Source organism: Candidatus Accumulibacter aalborgensis, from assembly GCF_900089955.1.
Taxonomy (GTDB): domain Bacteria; phylum Pseudomonadota; class Gammaproteobacteria; order Burkholderiales; family Rhodocyclaceae; genus Accumulibacter; species Accumulibacter aalborgensis.
The window spans coordinates 17,235-37,487 of the sequence record NZ_FLQX01000102.1; the positions used below are offsets into that span (position 1 = coordinate 17,235).

At 61.6% G+C, this 20,253-nt stretch carries 20 protein-coding genes; 13 read left to right on the forward strand and 7 right to left on the reverse strand.

Annotated features, from left to right (window positions below):
• Window positions 1–9: 9 nt before the first annotated feature.
• From ACCAA_RS08170 to ACCAA_RS08195, 6 genes are all read left to right on the forward strand, one after another.
• Complete coding sequence (locus ACCAA_RS08170; protein WP_186406749.1) at window positions 10–318, forward strand: c-type cytochrome; 309 nt, start codon at window positions 10–12, stop codon at window positions 316–318.
• Between the two features lie 172 nt (window positions 319–490).
• Complete coding sequence (locus ACCAA_RS08175; RefSeq protein WP_186406750.1) at window positions 491–1,777, forward strand: branched-chain amino acid ABC transporter substrate-binding protein; 1,287 nt, start codon at window positions 491–493, stop codon at window positions 1,775–1,777.
• 163 nt (window positions 1,778–1,940) lie between these two features.
• The gene (locus ACCAA_RS08180) at window positions 1,941–2,864 is read left to right on the forward strand and encodes a branched-chain amino acid ABC transporter permease (RefSeq protein ID WP_186406751.1); all 924 of its coding nucleotides are present in this window, start codon (window positions 1,941–1,943) and stop codon (window positions 2,862–2,864) included.
• Window positions 2,861–3,937, forward strand: coding sequence for an ABC transporter permease subunit (locus ACCAA_RS08185; RefSeq protein WP_186406752.1), 1,077 nt, complete (start codon window positions 2,861–2,863; stop codon window positions 3,935–3,937). Before ACCAA_RS08180 ends, ACCAA_RS08185 begins: the two co-directional genes overlap by 4 nt.
• Window positions 3,938–3,939: 2 nt before the next feature.
• Window positions 3,940–4,716 (forward strand): ABC transporter ATP-binding protein, encoded by a 777-nt coding sequence (locus ACCAA_RS08190; RefSeq protein WP_186406753.1) that lies wholly within the window; start codon window positions 3,940–3,942, stop codon window positions 4,714–4,716.
• 16 nt (window positions 4,717–4,732) lie between these two features.
• Window positions 4,733–5,437, forward strand: coding sequence for an ABC transporter ATP-binding protein (locus ACCAA_RS08195; protein ID WP_186406754.1), 705 nt, complete (start codon window positions 4,733–4,735; stop codon window positions 5,435–5,437).
• A gap of 21 nt (window positions 5,438–5,458) precedes the next feature.
• On the opposite strand, the gene ACCAA_RS08200 is transcribed toward ACCAA_RS08195, so the two are convergent.
• Window positions 5,459–6,619: an EAL and HDOD domain-containing protein gene (locus ACCAA_RS08200; protein WP_245754495.1), complete on the reverse strand. Its 1,161-nt coding sequence runs from the start codon at window positions 6,617–6,619 to the stop codon at window positions 5,459–5,461.
• 20 nt (window positions 6,620–6,639) lie between these two features.
• Window positions 6,640–7,695, reverse strand: a complete 1,056-nt coding sequence (locus ACCAA_RS08205) for a CDP-6-deoxy-delta-3,4-glucoseen reductase (protein WP_186406756.1) — start codon at window positions 7,693–7,695, stop codon at window positions 6,640–6,642.
• 39 nt (window positions 7,696–7,734) lie between these two features.
• On the opposite strand from ACCAA_RS08205, the gene ACCAA_RS08210 reads away from it, so the two are divergent.
• The 3 genes from ACCAA_RS08210 to ACCAA_RS08220 are packed head-to-tail and all read left to right on the forward strand — an operon-like array spanning window position 7,735 to window position 10,291.
• Complete coding sequence (locus tag ACCAA_RS08210; protein WP_186406757.1) at window positions 7,735–8,640, forward strand: SDR family oxidoreductase; 906 nt, start codon at window positions 7,735–7,737, stop codon at window positions 8,638–8,640.
• The gene (locus ACCAA_RS08215) at window positions 8,634–9,050 is read left to right on the forward strand and encodes a CopD family protein (RefSeq protein WP_186406758.1); all 417 of its coding nucleotides are present in this window, start codon (window positions 8,634–8,636) and stop codon (window positions 9,048–9,050) included. Before ACCAA_RS08210 ends, ACCAA_RS08215 begins: the two co-directional genes overlap by 7 nt.
• 23 nt (window positions 9,051–9,073) lie before the next feature.
• On the forward strand, window positions 9,074–10,291 hold the full coding sequence (locus tag ACCAA_RS08220; protein WP_186406759.1) for a THUMP domain-containing class I SAM-dependent RNA methyltransferase: 1,218 nt from the start codon (window positions 9,074–9,076) through the stop codon (window positions 10,289–10,291).
• 30 nt (window positions 10,292–10,321) lie between these two features.
• Here ACCAA_RS08220 and ACCAA_RS08225 read toward each other — a convergent pair whose 3' ends face one another.
• Together ACCAA_RS08225 and ACCAA_RS08230 are read right to left on the reverse strand one after the other, a co-directional pair.
• Window positions 10,322–11,461 carry a PilT/PilU family type 4a pilus ATPase gene (locus tag ACCAA_RS08225; RefSeq protein ID WP_186406760.1) on the reverse strand — a complete coding sequence of 380 codons (1,140 nt, stop codon included), beginning with the start codon at window positions 11,459–11,461 and terminating at the stop codon, window positions 10,322–10,324.
• Between the two features lie 28 nt (window positions 11,462–11,489).
• Entirely contained in the window at window positions 11,490–12,536 is a 1,047-nt protein-coding gene (locus ACCAA_RS08230) for a type IV pilus twitching motility protein PilT (RefSeq protein WP_186406761.1), read from the reverse strand.
• A gap of 69 nt (window positions 12,537–12,605) precedes the next feature.
• Between ACCAA_RS08230 and ACCAA_RS08235 the strand changes: the two genes are divergently transcribed.
• Genes ACCAA_RS08235 through ACCAA_RS08250 form a run of 4 tightly spaced genes read left to right on the forward strand, consistent with a single transcriptional unit; the run spans window position 12,606 to window position 14,940 of the window.
• Window positions 12,606–13,295, forward strand: coding sequence for a YggS family pyridoxal phosphate-dependent enzyme (locus ACCAA_RS08235; RefSeq protein WP_186406762.1), 690 nt, complete (start codon window positions 12,606–12,608; stop codon window positions 13,293–13,295).
• Entirely contained in the window at window positions 13,292–14,110 is an 819-nt protein-coding gene (proC, locus tag ACCAA_RS08240; RefSeq protein WP_186406763.1) for a pyrroline-5-carboxylate reductase, read from the forward strand. The genes ACCAA_RS08235 and proC overlap by 4 nt, the downstream gene beginning before the upstream one ends.
• Window positions 14,107–14,646, forward strand: coding sequence for a YggT family protein (locus ACCAA_RS08245; protein ID WP_186406764.1), 540 nt, complete (start codon window positions 14,107–14,109; stop codon window positions 14,644–14,646). The genes proC and ACCAA_RS08245 overlap by 4 nt, the downstream gene beginning before the upstream one ends.
• A gap of 3 nt (window positions 14,647–14,649) precedes the next feature.
• Window positions 14,650–14,940, forward strand: coding sequence for a DUF167 domain-containing protein (locus ACCAA_RS08250; protein ID WP_186406765.1), 291 nt, complete (start codon window positions 14,650–14,652; stop codon window positions 14,938–14,940).
• A gap of 1 nt (window position 14,941) precedes the next feature.
• Here the strand turns inward: ACCAA_RS08250 and ACCAA_RS08255 are convergent, their stop codons facing one another.
• The 3 genes from ACCAA_RS08255 to ACCAA_RS08265 all read right to left on the reverse strand — a co-directional run bounded on the left by ACCAA_RS08255 (window position 14,942) and on the right by ACCAA_RS08265 (window position 20,251).
• Window positions 14,942–16,594 (reverse strand): PAS domain-containing sensor histidine kinase, encoded by a 1,653-nt coding sequence (locus tag ACCAA_RS08255; RefSeq protein WP_186406766.1) that lies wholly within the window; start codon window positions 16,592–16,594, stop codon window positions 14,942–14,944.
• 173 nt (window positions 16,595–16,767) lie between these two features.
• On the reverse strand, window positions 16,768–18,987 hold the full coding sequence (locus ACCAA_RS08260) for a GGDEF/EAL domain-containing response regulator (protein ID WP_186406767.1): 2,220 nt from the start codon (window positions 18,985–18,987) through the stop codon (window positions 16,768–16,770).
• 7 nt (window positions 18,988–18,994) lie between these two features.
• Window positions 18,995–20,251 (reverse strand): dihydroorotase, encoded by a 1,257-nt coding sequence (locus ACCAA_RS08265; RefSeq protein WP_186406768.1) that lies wholly within the window; start codon window positions 20,249–20,251, stop codon window positions 18,995–18,997.
• Window positions 20,252–20,253: the final 2 nt, after the last annotated feature.

A 20,253-nucleotide genomic window follows, 5' to 3' on the forward strand; every position in this document is an offset into this window, starting at 1 on the left:
AGTAAGAGCATGAAAGCCATCTACGTGTGCCTGCTGGCGGTTGCCGGTGCGATTTCGACTGGTGCTGCCCAGGCTGCCGATGAATTAGCCCTGGCCAAGTCCAAAGGCTGCCTGAATTGCCACGCCGTGGACAAGAAGGTCGTCGGCCCTTCGTACCAGGATATTGCCAAGAAGTACACGGCCAAGGATGAAGCCATGCTGGCCGAGAAAGTCATCAAGGGCGGCAAAGGCACTTGGGGCCCCATTCCGATGCCACCGAACAAGGTCACGCCCGAAGAGGCCAACAAGCTGGTCAAGTGGATCCTCAGCCTGAAGTGAGCACGGCGTGAACAAAACAACCGGCGCAACGCCGGTTTTTCGTTTTGGTCACGGCTCACAAAAATCGCATCGGCATGGCGCACGACGACATGCAGGTTGACAAGCTCCTGATGGGCTTGGACAATCGCCCGTTCGTTGCCCATCAAAAAACACAATATTGGAGATCAAACCTATGAACCATTTACGTATACCGGGTGTGCTGGTCGTTTTGGCCGCGTCTGTCGCCGTCATCGGCTGCGGCAAGAAAGAGGAGCCCAAGACCGCTGCGCCTGCTGCGGCGCCGGCCGCCGCAGCGCCGGCAGCGAAGCCCGAGATGGTGGTCAAGATTGGCCACGTCGCTCCGCTGACCGGCCCGATCGCTCACCTCGGCAAGGACAACGAAAACGGCGCTCGCCTGGCGGTCGACGATGCCAACGCGAAAAAGATCGAGATTGATGGCAAGGTCATCAAGTTCGAACTGCTCGGCGAGGACGACCAGGCCGATCCGAAAACCGGTACCGTGGTCGCTCAGAAGCTGGTCGATGCCAAGGTGGCCGGTGTCGTCGGTCACCTGAACTCGGGGACCACCATTCCCGCGTCGGCGATTTACAACCAGGCGGGCTTTCCGCAGATTTCCCCGTCGGCAACCAACCCGAAGTACACCGAGCAGGGCTTCAAGACCGCTTTTCGGGTGATGGCCAACGACATTCAGCAGGGATCGGTGATCGGTGTCTACGCCGTCAAGGATATGGGCGCCAAGAAGATCGCCATCATCGACGACCGCACGGCTTATGGACAGGGGCTGGCGGACGAGGTCGAGAAAGCGGCCAAGGCCAACGGCGCGACCATTGTCGCCCGCGAGTTTACCAATGACAAGGCCACCGACTTCAAGGCCATCCTGACCAAGATCAAGGCCAAGAACCCGGACGTGATCTTCCTCGGCGGCATGGATGCGGTCGGCGGACCGATGCTCAAGCAGATGAAGGAATTGGGCATCAAGGCCAAGTTCACCACCGGCGACGGTGGCTGCTCACCCGAGTTGATCAAGCTCGCTGGCCCAGCGTCCGAAGGCGTCATCTGCTCGCAAGCCGGCCTGCCGGTGGACAAACTCCCCAATGGCCAGAAGTTTGTCGCCGACTTCACCAAGAAGTACGGTCAGATCCAGATCTACTCGCCCTATAGCTACGACGCCGTAATGGTTCTGATCGACGCCATGAAGCGCGCCAACTCGGTCGACCCGGCCAAGTATCTCCCCGAGGTGGGCAAGACCGCCTATGATGGGGTCACCGGCAAGATCGAGTTCGACGAAAAGGGTGACATCAAGAACGGTGCGATCACCGTTTTCGAAATCAAGGATGGCAAGTTAGTCACCCTGAAGTCCGAAGGTGGGGCGATGGCAGCGGCGGCGGCACCCGCTCCGGCTGCAGCAGCACCTGCGGCGGCACCCGCACCCGCACCGACTCCGGAAGCCAAGAAGTAAGGGCATCCGCTAGCGAGGGAATGGCGCGTCTGAGGCCATTCCCTCATCTGATCCTGCATCCGCTCAACATGAACCAGGCCTCGCATCCGCACGGCCATCTTTCTGGTGCCATGAGCCGGAACCTTTGGTTCGCCAAAAGCACCCTGTTGCGGAAAGCCTGACCATGGACACTCTTCTTCAGCAACTGATCAACGGCCTCACCCTGGGCGCCGTATACGCGCTCGTCGCCCTTGGTTATACGATGGTGTACGGAATCATCGGCCTGATCAACTTCGCCCATGGCGAGGTGGTGATGATCGGCACGATGGTCGCTTTCACGGTCATTGTCGCCCTCGCCGGATCCGGTATGCCACCGCTGGTGGTTCTTGCCATCGGTTTGCTGGTTTCGGTGCTGGTCTGCATGGTGCTTGGCTGGGCGCTGGAGCGAGTGGCCTATCGCCCATTGCGGCATGCCCCGAGGCTGACGCCACTGATCACCGCGATCGGTATGTCCATCGTTCTGCAGAATGTGGCGATGATCATCTGGGGCCGGAACTACATCACTTTTCCGCCGATGATCGACAAGAAGATTTACGAGGTCGGCGGGGCAAGCTTCACCAACGTGCAGGTGGCGATCGTTACTCTCGCCGCTCTGGTCATGCTGGGGCTGATTTATCTGGTACACCGAACGCGCATCGGGATGGCCATGCGGGCGACCGCGCAGAACCCGCACGTGGCGTCGCTGATGGGCGTGGACATCAATCGCGTTATCGCCATGGCCTTCATCATCGGCTCCGCGCTGGGAGCAGTTGCCGGCTGCATGGTCGGTTCGTACTACGAGATAGCGCATTACCAGATGGGTTTCATGCTCGGACTGAAAGCTTTCACGGCGGCCGTTCTCGGCGGCATCGGCAACCTCGCTGGGGCGATGGCCGGAGGGCTCCTGCTGGGCGTCATCGAGGCGCTCGGTGCGGGCTACATTGGTGATCTGACGGGTGATTTCCTGGGCAGTCACTATCAGGACATTTTTGCTTTCATTGTCCTGATCATTGTGCTGATGTTTCGTCCTTCGGGTCTTTTTGGTGAGCGTACGGGAGATCGCGCATGAACACCCGCATCAGGAAATCAGGGCCTGGGCGGCAACATTGGTGGGCTCTGCTGCTCATCGGTGCAGTCCTCCTGGCCGTGCCTTTTGTCGCCGCACTGGGTGGACAGGCCTGGGTGCGCATCGCCAACTTCGCGATACTGTACGTCTTCCTGGCGCTGGGTTTGAATATCGTCGTCGGTTATGCCGGATTGCTCGATCTCGGTTACGTCGCTTTCTACGCGGTCGGCGCCTACGTCTATGCCCTGCTGGCATCGCCCCATTTCGGAATTCACCTGCCCTTCTGGGTGATTCTGCCGTTGGGCGCAGCTCTGGCGTGTCTGTTCGGAGTCTTGTTGGGATCACCGACGCTGAAGTTGCGCGGCGACTATCTGGCGATCGTCACTCTTGGTTTTGGCGAGATCATCCGCATCTTCCTGAATAACCTGAACGCGCCGATCAACGTCACCAACGGGGCGCAGGGGATCACCCTGATCGACCCGATCCGGATCGGCGATTTTTCGTTTGCCCAGACCAGCATCATTCTCGGGGTGAGCGTCTCCGGGCCGCAGAAGTACTACTTTCTGCTCGTCGCGCTGGCGATCATGATCATCATCATCAACGTACGCCTGCAGGATTCACGCGTCGGCCGTGCCTGGCAGGCCATTCGCGAGGACGAGGTGGCGGCCAAGGCCTGCGGTATCAATACCCGCAACATCAAGTTGCTGGCCTTCGCCATGGGGGCTTCGTTCGGTGGTGTCGCGGGGGGGGTCTTTTCGGCGATGCAGGGCTTTGTCAGTCCCGAGAGTTTCTCGCTGATGGAATCGATCACCATCCTGGCGATGGTCGTTCTGGGTGGCATGGGGCATATTCCGGGAGTGATTCTCGGTGCCGTCTTGTTGACCGCGCTACCCGAGGCTTTGCGCTATGGCATCCAGCCTTTGCAGCAGGCGCTGTTCGGGCGCATGATCGTTGATCCAGAGAGCTTGCGGATGCTCGTTTTCGGGCTCGCGCTGGTGCTCGTCATGCGCTTTCGGCCGGCGGGTCTGTGGCCGTCGTCGCAACGTCGCCGTGAACTTGCCGAGAGTGCGGACTGACCATGAGCGAACACCAGGTTCTTCTCGAAGCGCACGATGTGGCCAAGCATTTCGGCGGTGTCAAGGCTTTGCATGATGTCTCACTGACCATTCGTCGCGGCGAGATCTACGGTCTCATCGGTCCGAACGGCGCCGGCAAGACGACCTTCTTCAACTGCCTTACCGGTCTGTACAAGAACGAGAGCGGTCATTTCATCTTTGATGGCCTCAGGCTCGCCGCCGATGCGCCGCACAAGGCGGCGGAAGTCGGGATTGCCCGCACCTTTCAGAACATTCGCCTGTTCGGCAACATGACGGCGATCGAGAACGTCATGGTTGGCCGACACTTGCGCACGCACGCGGGCGTTTTTGGTGCCATCAGCCGCAACTCGGCGACGCGCACCGAAGAGGCAGCGATTACTCGTCGCGCCGAGGAGCTGCTGCACTATGTCGGCATTCATGAGCGGGCACACGACTACGCCAAGCATCTTTCCTACGGCGATCAGCGCCGTCTCGAGATTGCCCGGGCACTGGCTACCGAGCCGAAGCTGCTGGCGCTCGACGAGCCGGCGGCCGGCATGAACGGCACCGAGACCGAGGCCCTGCGCCTGCTCGTCGAGGGCATCTGCCGAGATGGGGTAACGGTCTTGCTCATCGAGCATGACGTCAAACTGGTGATGGGCTTGTGCGGGCGCGTCGCCGTGCTTGACTACGGCGAGAAGATCTGTGAAGACGTGCCAGCGGTGGTGCAAAAGGATCCTCGTGTCGTCGAGGCCTACCTCGGTGGCTCGGTGGCCTGAAGGGAACGGACGAATCATGCTCGAAGTCAACGGATTGCGCGTTTCCTACGGTGGTATCCAGGCCGTTCGCGGTATTACGTTTCACGTCAATGAGGGCGAGATGGTCGCGTTGATCGGCGCCAATGGTGCCGGCAAGACCAGTACGCTACGCGCGCTGGCCAGACTGCTCGATCCGGCTGGCGGCAGCGTCCGCTATCGTGGCAAAGAGCTTCTCGCCTTGCCGCCGCACCGACTGGTTGGCGAAGGGATTGCCCTGGTTCCCGAGGGCCGGGGCGTTTTTCCTCGCATGACCGCGCTCGAGAACCTGCGCATGGGTGCCTACGCGCGCAATGACAAGGCCGCCATCGAAACCGATCTTGAACAGGTTCTGGCGCACTTCCCGCGTCTGAAGGAACGTGCCCAGCAAGTGGCGGGTACGCTCTCGGGGGGTGAGCAGCAGATGCTGGCGATCGGGCGGGCGCTGATGAGTCGCCCCAAGCTGATGCTGCTTGACGAACCATCGATGGGTCTCGCGCCAATCATGGTGCAGAAGATATTCGAGGTGATCCGTGCGGTAGCCAGCGAGGGAATGACGATTCTGCTCGTCGAGCAGAATGCCAAGCTGGCCTTGGAAGTCAGTCAGCGCGGCTACGTCATGGAGAGCGGCGAGATCACGGTCACCGACGAGTCGACGCGACTGCTGGCCGATCCCAAGGTGCGCGCGGCCTATCTCGGCGAATAGGCCTGGCGGATCGGCTGCGGCCTAGAGTTCCATCGTGTCGGCAAAAGACAGGGCCTGCAACTGGGCGCGGTTGAATTGATCCGCGGTCAGGCCAAGCATGCCCGCTTGCTCGGCGACGGCCTGGCCATCATCGGCCTCGCTGGCCAGGGCCAGATCGAGGAAAGCCTGGTAGCGACCGCCACGACCGAGCAGCGCATCGCCGATCGGTTCAGGCAGGCGCATCGCTTCTAGTGCCTGCTCCATGCCGATGCCGAGAAGTGCATCGAGCAGCGAGAAGGCGCCGGTAATGAACAGGTCGTCGTATTCCGACTTGTCGACCAGGCCATCGGCCAGCAACTCCATCAGTCTGGCTCGCAGCAGGGCCGTGTGCATCAAGGCCGGGGCCATCGGGTCCTTGCTGGCCGTTGCGAGCAGAAGGGACAACCAGCGGTTTAGTTTCTCGAAGCCGAGCATGCTCACGGCGTGCCGGAAGGACTGGATCTCGCAGGAAAGGCCAAAACCGGCCGAATTGATGTAACGCAACAGCTTGTAGGAAATCGCCACATCCAGCTTCAGGGCGGCTTCGATTTCCCGAATATCGGCGTTTTTGCGCACCAGGTTGAGCACCCGCATGATGTTCGCCTGCCCCGCATTGAGCGCCTTGGCCGGTGCGTTCGCCGGCGAAGTGAAAAACCAGCCGGCGGCGGCCGTCATGCCGGCATCGAGGCAGGCGCGGAAGGCTTCCGTTGTTCGGACGTTGAAAGCGATGCCGATGCCCAGAGCGCGCGTCCGGGCAGCGAGCAGTTTGAGTTGAGGCAGGCCAAACTGCTGCGCATCGAAGCCGATGAAGCGCAATGGCACGCCGGCTGACAGCGCCTGCGCAGCCTGCGGATCAAAGTGCACACAGACGGTCGGCTGCCAGGTTTGCAGGGCAGCGATCAGGTTTGGCCCATCCGGGCCGATCAGAGTGGCTGCCGGCAATTCGATCGTCGCGTTGTCGGGTGTCGCCCAGTCGAGCAGGCCGGTATCGCAGTGCTTGCCGCCACAACCGACGAAGATCGGCTTTTCACCCTGGGGCCAGACGCTGGCCAGCGAATTGAGGGCGTTGACGGCATCCGCCATGCTGCCGCCGTTTCCCAGGTGCAGCGTCAAGCGTGTGGCGATGATCTTGTTCTGGCGGTTGACCAGAGGCTGGCGGGACATGAAGACTTCAATCATGCGGGTCAGGCGTCCGTGTGAGTCAGATGGGCGGTCACTGCCAGCGTATCGGCAGCAAAGTCGAAGGAGTCGGCAAAGAACTCGTCTGCCGGCAAACGGCATCGCGCCAGGAAATCCCGTCTTGCGGCGGCGACCATCGCCGGTGACCCACAGACATAGGCCTGGTAGCCGGAAAGCTCTGGATGATCGGCCATCGCGGCTTCATGAACGAGGCCCGTTCGGCCAGACCACCGTTCGTCGGTCGGCGAATCGGAGAGCACCGCGACGAAACGAATGTTGGCCTGCGCCGCCGACCACTGCTCAGCCAGCTCCATGAGGTAGAGGTCAGCGCGGGCGCGTCCACCCCAATAGACGTGCATTGGTCGCTCGCATCCTTCAGCAATGGCGTGTTCGACGATCGCCTTGATCGGCGCAAAGCCTGTTCCTCCGGCCACCAGCAGCATCGGCTTCCTGGAATCCTCGCGCTGGAAGAAACTGCCCTGCGGACCACGCAGGCGAACGATGTCACGTTCCTTCATGCCACCGAAGACGTGCTCGGTGAACTGGCCGCCGGGAATGTGGCGGACATGCAATTGCAGAAAGGCGTCCTCGTGCGGTGCGTTCGCCAGCGAGAAAGCCCTTCGCCGGCCCCCCTTGAGCAGAATGTCGATGTATTGTCCGGCGAGAAACTGCAGGCGTTCGTTGGCGGGTAGTTTGAGTTCGACGAGCATCACGTCGGAAGCTGCGCGCGTCAGCTTGTGCACGCGGGCCGGCAGCGTCTTGACCGGTATGTCCTCGAGCGAGCGCGCCTCTCGGCTTTCAATGCACAGGTCGCTTCTGGCCATGGCGCAGCACAGGAGGGCGAAGCCGGCCTGTCGATCGGCGTCATCGAGGGCCTGGATCTGCGCCTTCCCGTGGGCAATTTCGCCGGTCAGCACCTTGCCCCGACAGGTGCCACAAGCGCCATCACGGCAACCGTAGGGAAGACTCAATCCCTGTCGAAGTGCGGCGTCGAGAACCGTCTCATCAGGCTCGGCCTGAAAAACGTTCCCGCTCGGCTGAATGCTGACCTGAAAACCCATACACTCTCCGCTGATGTCCGAATCCGGTAAAATTGCGCCGTGCAAAAACTATTGATCGTCGGTTGCGGTGACATCGCGCGCCGTATCCTGCCCCGTCTGCTCGGCCACTACCGCGTTTTTTCGCTAGTACGCGACCCCGAACAGCTCGCCTTCTGGCGTGACCAGGGCGCCCGACCCATATTGGCTGACCTGGATCAGCCGGACACCCTGCGACGCATTGGCGGTCTGGCTGACATCGTCGTCCATCTGGCCCCGCCACCGACCGCCGAAAGAGGGTGTGCGCCCGGCGCTCTGCGCGATACCCGGACACGCTGCCTGCTGGCCGCGCTGGCTCGCGGTGGAAGTCTACCACAGCGCATCGTGTACATAAGTACCAGTGGTGTCTATGGCGACTGTGATGGCGCACTCGTTGACGAGACGCGTGCCGTCCGCCCGGGCACTGCCAGGGCGCGACTCCGCCTTGACGCCGAGTGCCAACTGCGTGTTTTTGGCCGCCGAGGTGTCGTGGTCAGCATTCTCCGCGCGCCCGGCATCTATGCTGCCGATCGCCTGCCGATCGCGCGCCTGCAGAAGAAGGCGCCGGCGCTGCTGGCCGCGGAAGATGTCTATACCAATCACATTCATGCCGAGGACCTGGCGATGTTGACCTGCGCTGCGCTGCGCTACGGGCGCAGCAATCGTACGTACAACGCGACGGACGATTCGCAGATCAAGATGGCGGACTATTTCGATGTCGTTGCCGATCATTTTGGTCTGCCAAGGGTGCCTCGTCTGTCGCGTCGCGAGGCGCAAGAGCAACTGTCGCCGTTACAGTGGTCTTTCATGCACGAGTCACGGCGTCTGGTGAACGTGCGCGTCAAGAAGGAACTGCGAGCGAAGTTGCGCTATCCCCGCGTCGAGGATGGCGTCGCGGCGGCGTGGAGCGAAAGGAAGCAGCCGTGCTGATCGTCAAGGTTCTGCACCTGTGGCTGGTGGTCAGTTGGTTCGCCGGTCTGTTCTATCTACCGCGTATTTTCGTTAACCTGGCGATGGTCCAGGCCGCCAGCGTCGCCGAGCGCGACAGGTTGCTGCTGATGGCCGGCAAGCTCTATCGTTTCATGACCCCGATCGGTCTGCTGGCAGTGATTTTTGGCCTGTGGTTGTGGTTTGGCTTTGGCTTCTCGGGTGGCTGGCTGCACGTCAAGACGACTCTGGTGGTCGTCCTGCTGGCCTACCATGCCTATTGCGGCCGAATCCTGCGAACCTTTCAGGCTGGCCGCAACGTGCGCAGCCACATCTGGTTCCGTTGGTTCAACGAAATGCCGGTGCTGCTTCTGCTGGCGGTGACCTACCTCGCCGTCGTCAAACCGTTTTAGCCCACCGACCAGGAGACCCTCTCGTGGAAACATTCTTTGCCAGTTGCCCACGCGGCCTTGAACCACTGCTGGTCGAAGACCTGGTGGTGGCGGGTGCGCGCGATCTGAAGCAGATCTTCGGCGGCGTGCATTTTCTTGCCGACTGGCCGGTCTGCTATCGCGCCAATCTCCACTCGCGAATCGCGACGCGCATCCTGTGGCGCGTCGGGCACGCGCGCTATGGGCAGGAGGATGACATCTACGCGCTGGCGCTGGCCACGCCCTGGCCCAGGTGGTTCACTGCGCAGCAGACGATTCGGGTGGACGTCAATGCGGTCAAGAGTCCACTGAGGAGCATCGACTTCGTCACCCTGCGCATCAAGGATGCGATCTGTGACCGCTTCCGGCGCGATTCGGGTAGCCGCCCAAGTGTCGATACGCGCCAGCCTGAGGTGCGCATTCAAGGCTTCATCAGCAGTGATGAATGTACGCTCTATCTCGATACCTCGGGTGCGCCGCTCTACCAGCGCGGCTTTCGCCAGAAGAGCGTCGAAGCGCCGCTCAAGGAAAATCTTGCCGCCGGAATTTTGCGCCTCAGCGGCTGGCAGCCCGGCACCGCGTTGCTTGACCCGATGTGCGGCAGCGGTACTTTCCTGCTTGAAGCAGCGCAGATGGCGCTAGGCATTGCGCCGGGTGCCAGGCGTGATTTCGCTTTTCAGCGGCTGCGCCATTTTGAGGCTGCCGCCTGGAAGAGTCTGCTCGACGCCGCGCGTGCGGCGGAAAAACCCCCTCAACAGGCTCGCATCTTCGGTAGTGATGTGTCGCCGGTGGCTGTGCGTGCGGCGCTGGCCAACCTGGATCGCGCCGGATTACTGCCGGCGGTCACCCTTGCCGCGGCTGATTTGCTGGCCTTAGACGCCCCAGCTGCCAGTGGCATCATGGTGGCCAATCCGCCTTACGGCGAACGCGTGTCGGATGATGACGAGTTGGCGACGTTCTACCCCCTGCTGGGCAGTGCCTTGAAGCGCCGGTTTGCCGGCTGGACGTGCTACCTGCTGAGTGCCGATACGCGTTTGCCGAAGCTCATTCGCCTGACGCCGAGCAAGAAGACGCTACTCTTCAACGGGGCGCTCGAATGCCGCCTCTATGAGTTCAGAATGGTCGCCGGCAGCAACCGCGGGGCGAGCGGCGCGACCTCCGTCGAGCAGCAAGCAGAGCCGGGTCGACAAGCAAAAGGGACAGGCCAAGGGGGGCAAGAGTAGGCGGTCACTCAGGGCCTGGAATCATGCAAGCTACCCGACGATGTCCAGGTGACCGATTCCGGCAGTCAGATCCCTGTCTTTCGATTCCTTGCCATGGAGCTTGATCTGCAGGCGAAGGTCATTCAGCGAGTCGGCGTTGCGCAATGCGTCTTCGTAGGTGATCCGCCCGGCTTCGTGGAGATCGAACAGCGCCTGGTCGAAGGTCTGCATGCCGAGTTCGCGCGACCTCTTCATCACATCCTTGATTTCGTGTACCTGGCCCTTGAAGACAAGGTCGGAAATTAGCGGCGAATTGAGCAGCACTTCGATCGCTGGAACCCGTCCCTTGCCATCTTTCTTGGGCAGCAGGCGCTGCGAGATGAAGGCGCGCAGGTTCAACGACAGGTCCATCAACAACTGATGGCGACGTTCCTCGGGGAAGAAGTTGATGACCCGGTCGATCGCCTGGTTGGTGTTGTTCGCATGCAGCGTCGCGAGGCACAGATGCCCGGTCTCGGCGAAGGCGATTGCATAGTCCATCGTCGCGCGATCGCGAATTTCCCCCATCATGATCACGTTCGGCGCCTGCCGCAGGGTGTTCTTGAGTGCAGTTTCCCATGTGTCGGTGTCGACGCCGACCTCGCGCTGGGTGACGATGCATTTCTTGTGTTCGTGAACAAATTCGATCGGGTCTTCGATGGTGATGATGTGCCCATGACTATTGCGGTTGCGGTGATCGACCAGCGCCGCCAGCGACGTGGTTTTGCCGGTGCCGGTGCCGCCGACAAAAATGACCAGACCGCGCGTGGCGAGCGCGATATCTTTCAGCACCGGCGGCAATTCGAGTTCGTCGAGTGTCGGCACCACCAGGTTGATCGTGCGGCAGACAATCGCGACCCGGCCCTGCTGAACGAGTGCGTTGACGCGAAAGCGGCCGATCCCCGTCGGCGAGATGGCAAAGTTGCATTCCTTTCGGTCCTCGAACTCGGCCGCCTGCCTGTCGTTCATGATCGAGCGCGCCAGTTCGGCAGAGTGCTGGGGCAGCAGCGGCTGGTTGGACACCGGCATCACCTTGCCGTCGATCTTGATCGCCGGTGGAAAATGAGCGGTGATGAAGAGGTCGGAACCATTCTTCTGCGTCATCAGGCGCAATAGCTCGTGGATGAATCTAAGTGCTTGATCGTGCTCCATGCTTTTCCTTCTGCGCCCAAGGCGGATGTTAAGCGCCGGTGAAGGCGTCTTTGTTGGCAGCCTTGCTCCGCGCCTCGGCTACCGAAACCATATTTCGCTTGACGAGTTCGAGCAGGCTGTGGTCAAGTGTCTGCATGCCATACTGCTGCCCGGTCTGCAGGGTGGAATACATCTGGGCAATCTTGTTTTCGCGGATCAGGTTGCGGATCGCCGGCGTGCCGATCAGGATCTCGTGTGCGGCGATTCGTCCTTGGCCGTCCTTGGTCTTGAGCAGGGTTTGCGAGATGACCGCGCGCAGCGACTCGGAAAGCATCGAGCGAACCATTTCCTTCTCGGCTGCGGGGAAAACGTCGATAATCCGGTCTACCGTCTTGGCTGCGCTTGAGGTGTGCAGTGTGGCGAACACCAGGTGGCCGGTTTCTGCGCCAGTGAGGGCCAGACGGATGGTTTCGAGATCGCGCATCTCGCCGACCAGTATCACGTCCGGGTCTTCGCGCAGCGCCGAGCGTAGCGCATTCTGGAACGACAGGGTATGCGGACCGATTTCGCGCTGGTTGATCAGGCATTTTTTTGACTGGTGAACGAATTCGATTGGGTCCTCGACGGTGAGTATGTGGCCATACGTCGTCTCATTGACGTGGTTGATCATCGCCGCCAGCGTGGTCGACTTGCCCGACCCTGTCGGCCCGGTGACCAGGACGATGCCGCGCGGATATTCCGAGATGTCCTTGAAGATCCGTGGACAGTTGAGTTCTTCAAGCGTGATCACCTTCGACGGAATGGTCCGGAATACGGCAGCAGCGCCCCGATTCTGGACGAAAGCGTTGACCCGAAAACGCGCCAGATTGGGAATCTCGAAGGATAGATCGCATTCCAGCGTGTCTTCATAGTGCTTGCGCTGGCCATCGTTCATGATGTCGTACACCATCGCGTGTACGTCCTTGTGCTCCATGGCCGGCAGGTTGATACGACGCACATCGCCATTCACCCGGATCATCGGCGGCAGGCCCGCTGACAGATGGAGGTCGGAGGACTTGTTCTTGACACTGAAGGCCAGCAGTTCGGTGATATCCATCCAGTCCAGTCCTAGGGCGGTGAGCAGGGCGCAGTGCTATACTCTCGGTAATCTGCGCAACGCCTGATTATGACCACACTTCCCGCCAAGCTGCAAGCCGTTCTCGCGCGAATTGCCCGCGCCGCACGGCAGTGCGGACGTGATCCCGCCGATGTCCGCTTGCTGGCGGTCAGCAAGACCTGGCCGGTCGACGTGCTGCGTCAGGCGGCTGCCGCGGGGCAGAGGGCTTTTGGCGAGAGCTTTGTCCACGAGGGCGTAGGCAAGGTGGCCGAACTGCGTGCGCTGGGGCTTGAGTGGCATTTTATTGGTGCCCTGCAGAGCAACAAGACGCGCCTCATCGCCGAGTCCTTCGACTGGGTGCATTCGGTCGACCGACTGGGGGTCGCGCAACGTCTCGCCGCACAGCGCCCCGCGTCCCGGCCGCCCTTGTCGCTCTGCCTGCAGGTCAACGTCAGTGGCGAGGCGACGAAGAGAGGAGTGTCGCTGGCTGACGCGCCGGCGCTGGCGCACGCACTCGTTGGGCTGCCGGCATTGCGGCTGCGTGGCCTGATGACTCTCCCGGCAGCCAGCGACGACTGGCTCGAACAGCGTCGTGCCTTCCGCCGGCTGCGAGAACTTTCAGAACAACTGCAGGCCGATGGCCTGCCGCTTGACACCCTTTCGATGGGCATGTCGCATGACCTTGAAGCAGCGATTGCCGAAGGGGCAACGCTGGTGCGCGTCGGTACCGCAATTTTTGGCGAGAGACACAGAGTATGAAAATCACTTTCCTTGGCGGTGGCAACATGGCCAACGCACTGATCGGCGGCCTGGTAAAGACCGGTTTTGCGGCCGCCGACATTGCCGTCATCGAGTTGGGTGCACAGGGACGCGCCAAGCTCCGCCTGGTCTACGGCGTTCGTTGTTACGAGACGCCGACGGCGGCGTCCCTTGACTGCGATGCGGTGTTGCTGTCGGTCAAGCCACAGCAGATGCGGGAGGCCTGCGTGCCGCTCCTCGACCACCTCAAGCACCAACTGGTGATCAGCATTGCCGCCGGCTTGCGCCTGGCCGATGTTTCGCGCTGGCTGGGTGGTTACGGCAAGATCGTGCGCGCGATGCCCAACACGCCGGCACTGATCGGTGCCGGCATCACCGGCCTGTGTGCCATGCCGGCGGTATCGATGGCCGAGCGACTGGGCGCCGAGCGTATCCTGCAGGCGGTAGGCAGCACGCTGTGGATCGCAGACGAGGCTCAGATGGACGCTGTCACCGCCATTTCCGGGAGTGGTCCAGCGTATGTATTCCTCTTCATTGAAGCGCTGCAGCAGGCAGCAATGGAGCTTGGTCTGACGCCCGCACAGGGGCGCCAGCTATCGATTGAAATGCTCCTCGGTTCAGCCAGGCTTGCCGCCCAGTCCGACGACCCGGCGAGTGTGCTGCGCGAGCGCGTGACCTCGAAGGGAGGCACGACCGAGGCCGCCCTGCGGACGATGGCCGAACGTGGCGTCAAGGAGGGTTTCATCGCCGGGGTCCTCGCTGCCAACCTGCGCGGTCGTGAATTGGGCGAATTGCTTGGCCAGGATGGTGGATGATCACGCAGGCCGGATTATTTCTGCTCGACGCTCTGACCGGCTTTCTGAGCACCGCGCTGCTGCTGCGGTTTTACATGCAGACCTTCCGTGTTTCGTTCAACAATCAGGTCGGTTCCTTTGTTGTCGAGTTGACCAACTGGCTGGTCAGACCATTGCGCAAGGCTCTGCCGGGACTGTTTGGCCTCGATCTGGCGAGCCTTCTGCCGGCCTATGTGCTGCAGTTGATCTTCGTGTGCACGGTCTTCTTCCTGCGCGCCGGCAATGAGGCGTGGCCACCGGAGCTTCTGCTACCCTTGCTCCTCTGGCGAGGCGTGCTGGCCACCTTGCGCCTGAGCATCTATTTGCTGATTGCTGCGCTGGTGGTGCAGGCCATTCTGTCGTGGGTCAGTCCCTACTCGCCCTTGAGCCAGCCCGTGGCACAATTGACGAGGCCATTCCTGCGCCCGATCCAGCGTGTGGTACCGCCGATTGGTGCCGTCGACCTGTCGCCGCTGATCGCCATCGTCCTGGCGCAGCTGGCCCTGATGTTCCTGTAGGCCGTGGTCGACTGGCTGCGGGAAGCCGGCGCTGCGATCACGCTGACCCTCCATGTCCAGCCGGGAGCGAAGAGGAGCGAAGTCGCCGGCGTGCATGGCGATGCGCTGAAAATTCGTCTCGCCGCGCCCCCGATCAACGGTCGGGCCAACGCCGCCCTGCTCGAGTTTGTCGCGCAGCGGCTGGACCTGGCCAGGTCGGCAGTCGAACTGAAGAGCGGCCAGACTTCGCGGCGCAAGGTGCTGCTGGTCGCCGGTGCGCCAGCCGACACGGCGCGGCGCCTGCTCGGCCAGTGAATTACGGCGAGTGATCCACTACGGTGCGGGGCAGAGTGAGCGTGAAGGCGACGCCGTGGCCGGGTGGGCTATGGACCTGGATAGAGCCGCCCAGAACTCCAGTGACCAAATTATAGACAATATAGAGTCCCAGGCCGCTGCCTCCGCTGCCCATCCTGGTCGTGAAAAAGGGGTCGAAGATGCGTTTCTGTATCATTTCAGGGATACCTACCCCATTATCCGTGTAATCGATCTGGACGTGGGTCGTCCCGATTGGTGCTGCGGCGATACGGATCACCCCGGCGGCGATACTCTCGAAGCCGTGGGTAAGGGAATTGCTGATCAGGTTGGCGATAACCTGTTCCAGCGGGCCGGGGTAGCTGTCGAGTGCCAAATCGGGGGGAAGTGTCAGTTCGACTCGATGGGCGGCGCGCTTGAACTGGGGCCGCAGGGTGACCAGCACCTCCTCGACGGTCTGGCGCAGGTCGAACCGGCGGCGGCGCATGCTCGTCTGGTCCACCGCCACCTGCTTGAAGTGGTCGATCAAATCGGCAGCGCGGGCGGTGTTGCGCTCGAGCAGGTCGACCGCCTCGCGACCCCGCTTTAGAAAGGCGTCCACCTGGGAGCGGTGCAGGCGGCCCGATTCGACGGCGGCAGCAAATTCAAGCAGGTGCTCGCCCAGGCTGCTGGCTACCATGCGGGCATTGCCCAGCGGGGTATTGAGTTCATGGGCTACCCCGGCTACCAGACTGCCTAGCGCAGCCAGTTTTTCCGACTGTACCAGTTGATCCATCGCTTGGCGCAGTTCGGCCGTGCGCTCGGCGACCAGTTCCTCCAGGTGTTCCCGGTACCGCTGCAATTCGGCTTCGTTCCGCCTTTGCTCGGTGATGTCCGAGCCGATGCTGAATACTTCAATCACCTGGCCGCAATCATCCAATACTGCTTTGTTGGTCCAGGTGATCCACACTCGCTCTCCGTTGCGAAGTATGTTCTCGTTGATGTTGAGTTCGAACCGCTCGGGGTGATGACAGATTTCCTCCATTAGCGGGCGCAGATCCTTGCCGGTGGTTTCGCCCGGCGGCACGATGGTGTCCATCACATGCCTGCCAACCAATTCTTCCTCTGAGTAGCCAAAAAACTTCAGGCCAAATTCATTCATGAAGGTGATTTCACCGTGCGGAGACCAGCGCAGGATAATACTGTTCGCGCTCTCCACGAGTTCGCGGTATTTGTGCTCGCGCTCAAGCCGCTTTTTCTCGACCCACTTGATCTCGGTGATGTCTCTGGCTATGATAATGGTATACTGACGTCCGTCGATGACCACAGAGCGGGCCGTAATGGCGGCGAGAACTTCGCTCCCGTCGCGGCGTCGAAGCCATCCTTCGGCCTCGCCGAAACCATCTCGATGCAGGGCCTCGAAAAAGCGTTTTCGGATTTCTGGATTCCGCCAAAGGCCAATCTCGGCAGCCGTTTTTCCGAGCATTTCTTCTGTCGGGTAACCGAGCAGCGCGACGAGCGCCTGGTTGGCGCGCGCGAACGCATGGCCCGCCTCGGGGGCGAGCAAGCCGATAGCGACCGGCGATGCGTCGAAGATCGTTTCGAATTCCTGTTCTCGGGCGTTAACCGCGGCTGCCATGGCTTCGACGTTGGCTGAGAGTTCGTTGCGCACAATCATGAATAAGGGGGGGCTTCACGTCACCGTTGGTAGCAACGCTCAGTCGCCTGAGTCCAATGGCGTGGTAGTGCCGGGCATGGTTGATGGCCCTGTCGCGCGTCGTCCACTTCAGGCGGAAGAGCCGATCGCACTGGCCGTAGAGCTGCATGGATGAGAGAGTAGGCGATTACGGTTTATGCGAATTTTCCCTGGCGCTGCGTGAACCAGTCGATGAATTCGCGTTCGTTCATCGGACGACCGAAGAGGTAACCCTGGGCTTCGTGGCAGCCGATCTCAACGACCTTGTCTCTCAGGGCCAGGCTCTCGACCCCTTCGGCGATTAGCCTCAGGCCCATTTCCCGCCCCAGAACGACGATAGTTCGCGTAATCCGTTCACCCTGGTCACATTCAAGGGCGAGAACGAAGCTACGGTCGATCTTGAGGCTGTCGATCGGCAAGCGGTCAAGATAGGATAGCGACGAATAACCGGTGCCGAAATCGTCGAGAGCGACGGTGACACCATACCGGCGCAAGGCTTCGAACTGGCCGATGACGGCATCGAGGCCAGCGATCGCGACCGACTCGGTGATTTCTATTTCGAGGGCGCTGGCGGGGGTTGCTGTTTCGCGCAGCACTTCGATGACCATGTTGGCAAAGTCCGGGCGACGGACCTGGACCGGCGAGACGTTGACGGCCATGCGGAGTTCGAAAGTTGCCGCGGCACTCAGGCGCTGCCGCGCCAGCAGTGCTTCACGCAGCAGCCAGCGCCCCATATCGACGATCAGGCCGCTTTTTTCGGCAATCGGGATGAAGCGAGCCGGTGGAATCATCGTACCGTCGGCGGCTCGCCAGCGCAGCAGAGCTTCGGCGCCGACAAGGCGGTCGTCGATGAGATCGATCTGCGGTTGGTAGGCGAGGAAAAACTGCCCCGATTCGTATGCGCTGCGCAGGCTGTGAAGCAGTCTAGCCCTGGACCGCACGTCCGACGCAAGATCGTTCGAGAAGACCATTGTTTGCGCCAGGCCAGAGTCTTTCGCGCGCTTCATGGCCAGATATCCATCCTTCAGATATTCGGCTCCCGGTTCAGAACCGCGGTCAAGCGCGACCAAACCGGCGCAGGCTGAAATCGGTTGTCGGATTCCCATCACCTCGAAGGGGTCGCTGAAGCAGCGCTGGATCGATTCTGGATTGAGCGCGTCACGGTCTCCGACGACGGCAAAGGCGTCGCCGGCAAGGCGCGCGACGAACTTGCCGGCGCCGAAGAATTCGCCCAGGTGCACGGCGGTCGTTCGCAGCAGGAGGTCGCCGTAGTGATGCCCGAGAATATCGTTGATCGTGGCAAATTGATCGATGTCGATGATCGCCAGAACGTCCTTGCCATGCGGATCGATCTGAATGCGGCGGTTCAGTTCCACCAGTAGCGCGGTTCGATTGGGCATCCCGAGTTGCCGGTCGACGAAGGCGTCGCGGCGTAATTCGGCCACGAGGTCGACGTTCTTGGCGCACAGGGCGATGTTGCTGCAAAAGACATCAATCAGGTCTCGATCGACCTCGGGGATCGGCTGCGTGGTTTCGACGAAGGCAGCAAAGCCTTCCTCGTCGGATTTCGGGAAAAAGAACGTCGCGCTGAATCGTTCGATGGTGGTTCTTCTGTCGTGCAGTGCCGTGGCTAGTGCCGCCGCGATGCGCGCATCGTTTAATTCGGCAAGACGATGTTCAGTAAAGGGGGTGAAGCGGCCGGAGGCGGCGACGATTCGCGGTTCGCGTGGAGCCGAATCATTGTCCAGAGGAAGCGGCACGGCGCAAATGACACCCTCGGACTCGACGCCGATGAGCGCGGTAATCTGCGTCAGCAAGCCTTCCGCAAAGGCACGCAGACCGGGCTTGGCATTGAGCTGATTGCTGGCATTGACGATGATCTCGAGGCCCTGTCGACTACGTTCGAGGCGCCGCAGTTGATCATAGGAGCGGAGTGCTGTGGTCAGGCTTGTGAACAGGCGAGCCTGGGTGAGTTCGCTCTTGGTCTTGTAGTCGTTGATGTCGTAGCGAGCGATCGTTTCCGCTTCCGGTGCCTGGCCTGCTTGTCCCGTTCTGAGGATGATCCGTGTACTGTCAAGCCGTCTATCGTTGCGCACCAATTTGACGAGTTGCAGCCCGGCATCTTCGCTTTCCATCACCACGTCGAGCAGGACCACGGCAATTTCCGCTACGTTGTCGAGAATCTTGCCTGCCTGGCCGGCGGAGTGCGCGTGCAAGAGTTCAAGCGGGCGACCGAGAATGCTGATCGAGCCGAGGGCGAAGGCGGTCACCTCATGTACATCGGCATCGTCGTCAACGACGAGAATTCGCCAAGGCATCGGCATCAGGCCGGCGACATCACCAGGCTCGCCCTCCAGGACAAGCAGCTCATCCATTGCCAAGTCAGGCCTCGAAAACGATTCGCCCGCCGACCAGAGTCATGCGCACTCGGCCGCTGACTTCGTGATCCAGGAACGGGCTATTCTTGCCCTGGCTGCGCAGGGCTTCGGGCGTGATGCGCCAGCGTTCGCCGGGGTCGAAGACGCAGACGTCGGCCGGACTGCCGACGCTCAGCGAACCCGCTTCGATGCCGAGGATGGCTGCCGGATCAGAGGTGATGCGGGCGAGTGCCACGGCCAGCGGCAGCTCCTCCTCGGCCGCCCAGCGTAGCGTCAGTGGCAGGAGGAGTTCGAGCGCGCTGGCCCCCGGTAGCGCTTCGGCAAACGGCAACTGCTTGCCATCCGCGTCGACGGGAGTATGGTCCGAGCAGACCGCCGCCAGTCCTTCCCTGGCGGCGGCGCGCAAGGCGTCACGGTCGCTTGTCGAGCGCAGGGGAGGGTCGAAGCGCGCATAGCTGTCGAAGTAGCCGATGTCCATTTCCGAGAGGTGCAGGTGATGGATGGCAATGTCACAAGTGACCTGCATTCCGCCGCGTCTGGCTGCACGGATCAGGGCGACGCCGGCGCCCGACGACAGACGGGAAAGATGCAGGCGCACCCCGGCTTCGCAGGCCAGTTGCAGCGCCGTCGCAATGGCCACGGTTTCCGCCGACACAGGTATGCCGGTCAGCCCCAGCCGCGAAGCGACTTCGCCATCGTGGGCGACACCATCACCGGCCAGGAAGTCGTCCTGTGGTCGCAGGCGAACCGCGTAATCGAAAGTGGCGGCGTACTGCATGGCGCGCAGCAGCAACTGAGTGTTGACGATTGGATGCTTGGCCTGCGAAAAGGCGATACAGCCGGCACGCGACAGCGTGTTCATTTCGGCCAATTTCTGGCCGGCCAGCTCCTGGGTCAGCGCCCCGATGGGATAGACCCGAGCCAGGCCAAGCGTTTCGCTGCGCCGGACGAGACGCTCGACGAGACCCGGCTCGTCCAGGGGTGGCTTGGTATCCGGCGGACAGGCCAGCGACGTGACGCCACCGGCGACCGCTGCCCTGAGTTCGGGTTCGATGCCGCCCAGGCGGGCCGAGAGATCGACCAGTCCTGGGCAGACGATCAGCCCCGTCGCGTCGATGCGGCGTTCAGCGGAGAAGCCTGCGGGCGGCTGGCCGATGGCTGCCACCTGTCCGTCGGCAAGGAACAGATCAAGGCAGGCATCGAGGCCCTGGCCGGGGTCGATCAGGCGCGCGTTGTGGATGTGGAGGTGTTGCCTGGTCATCG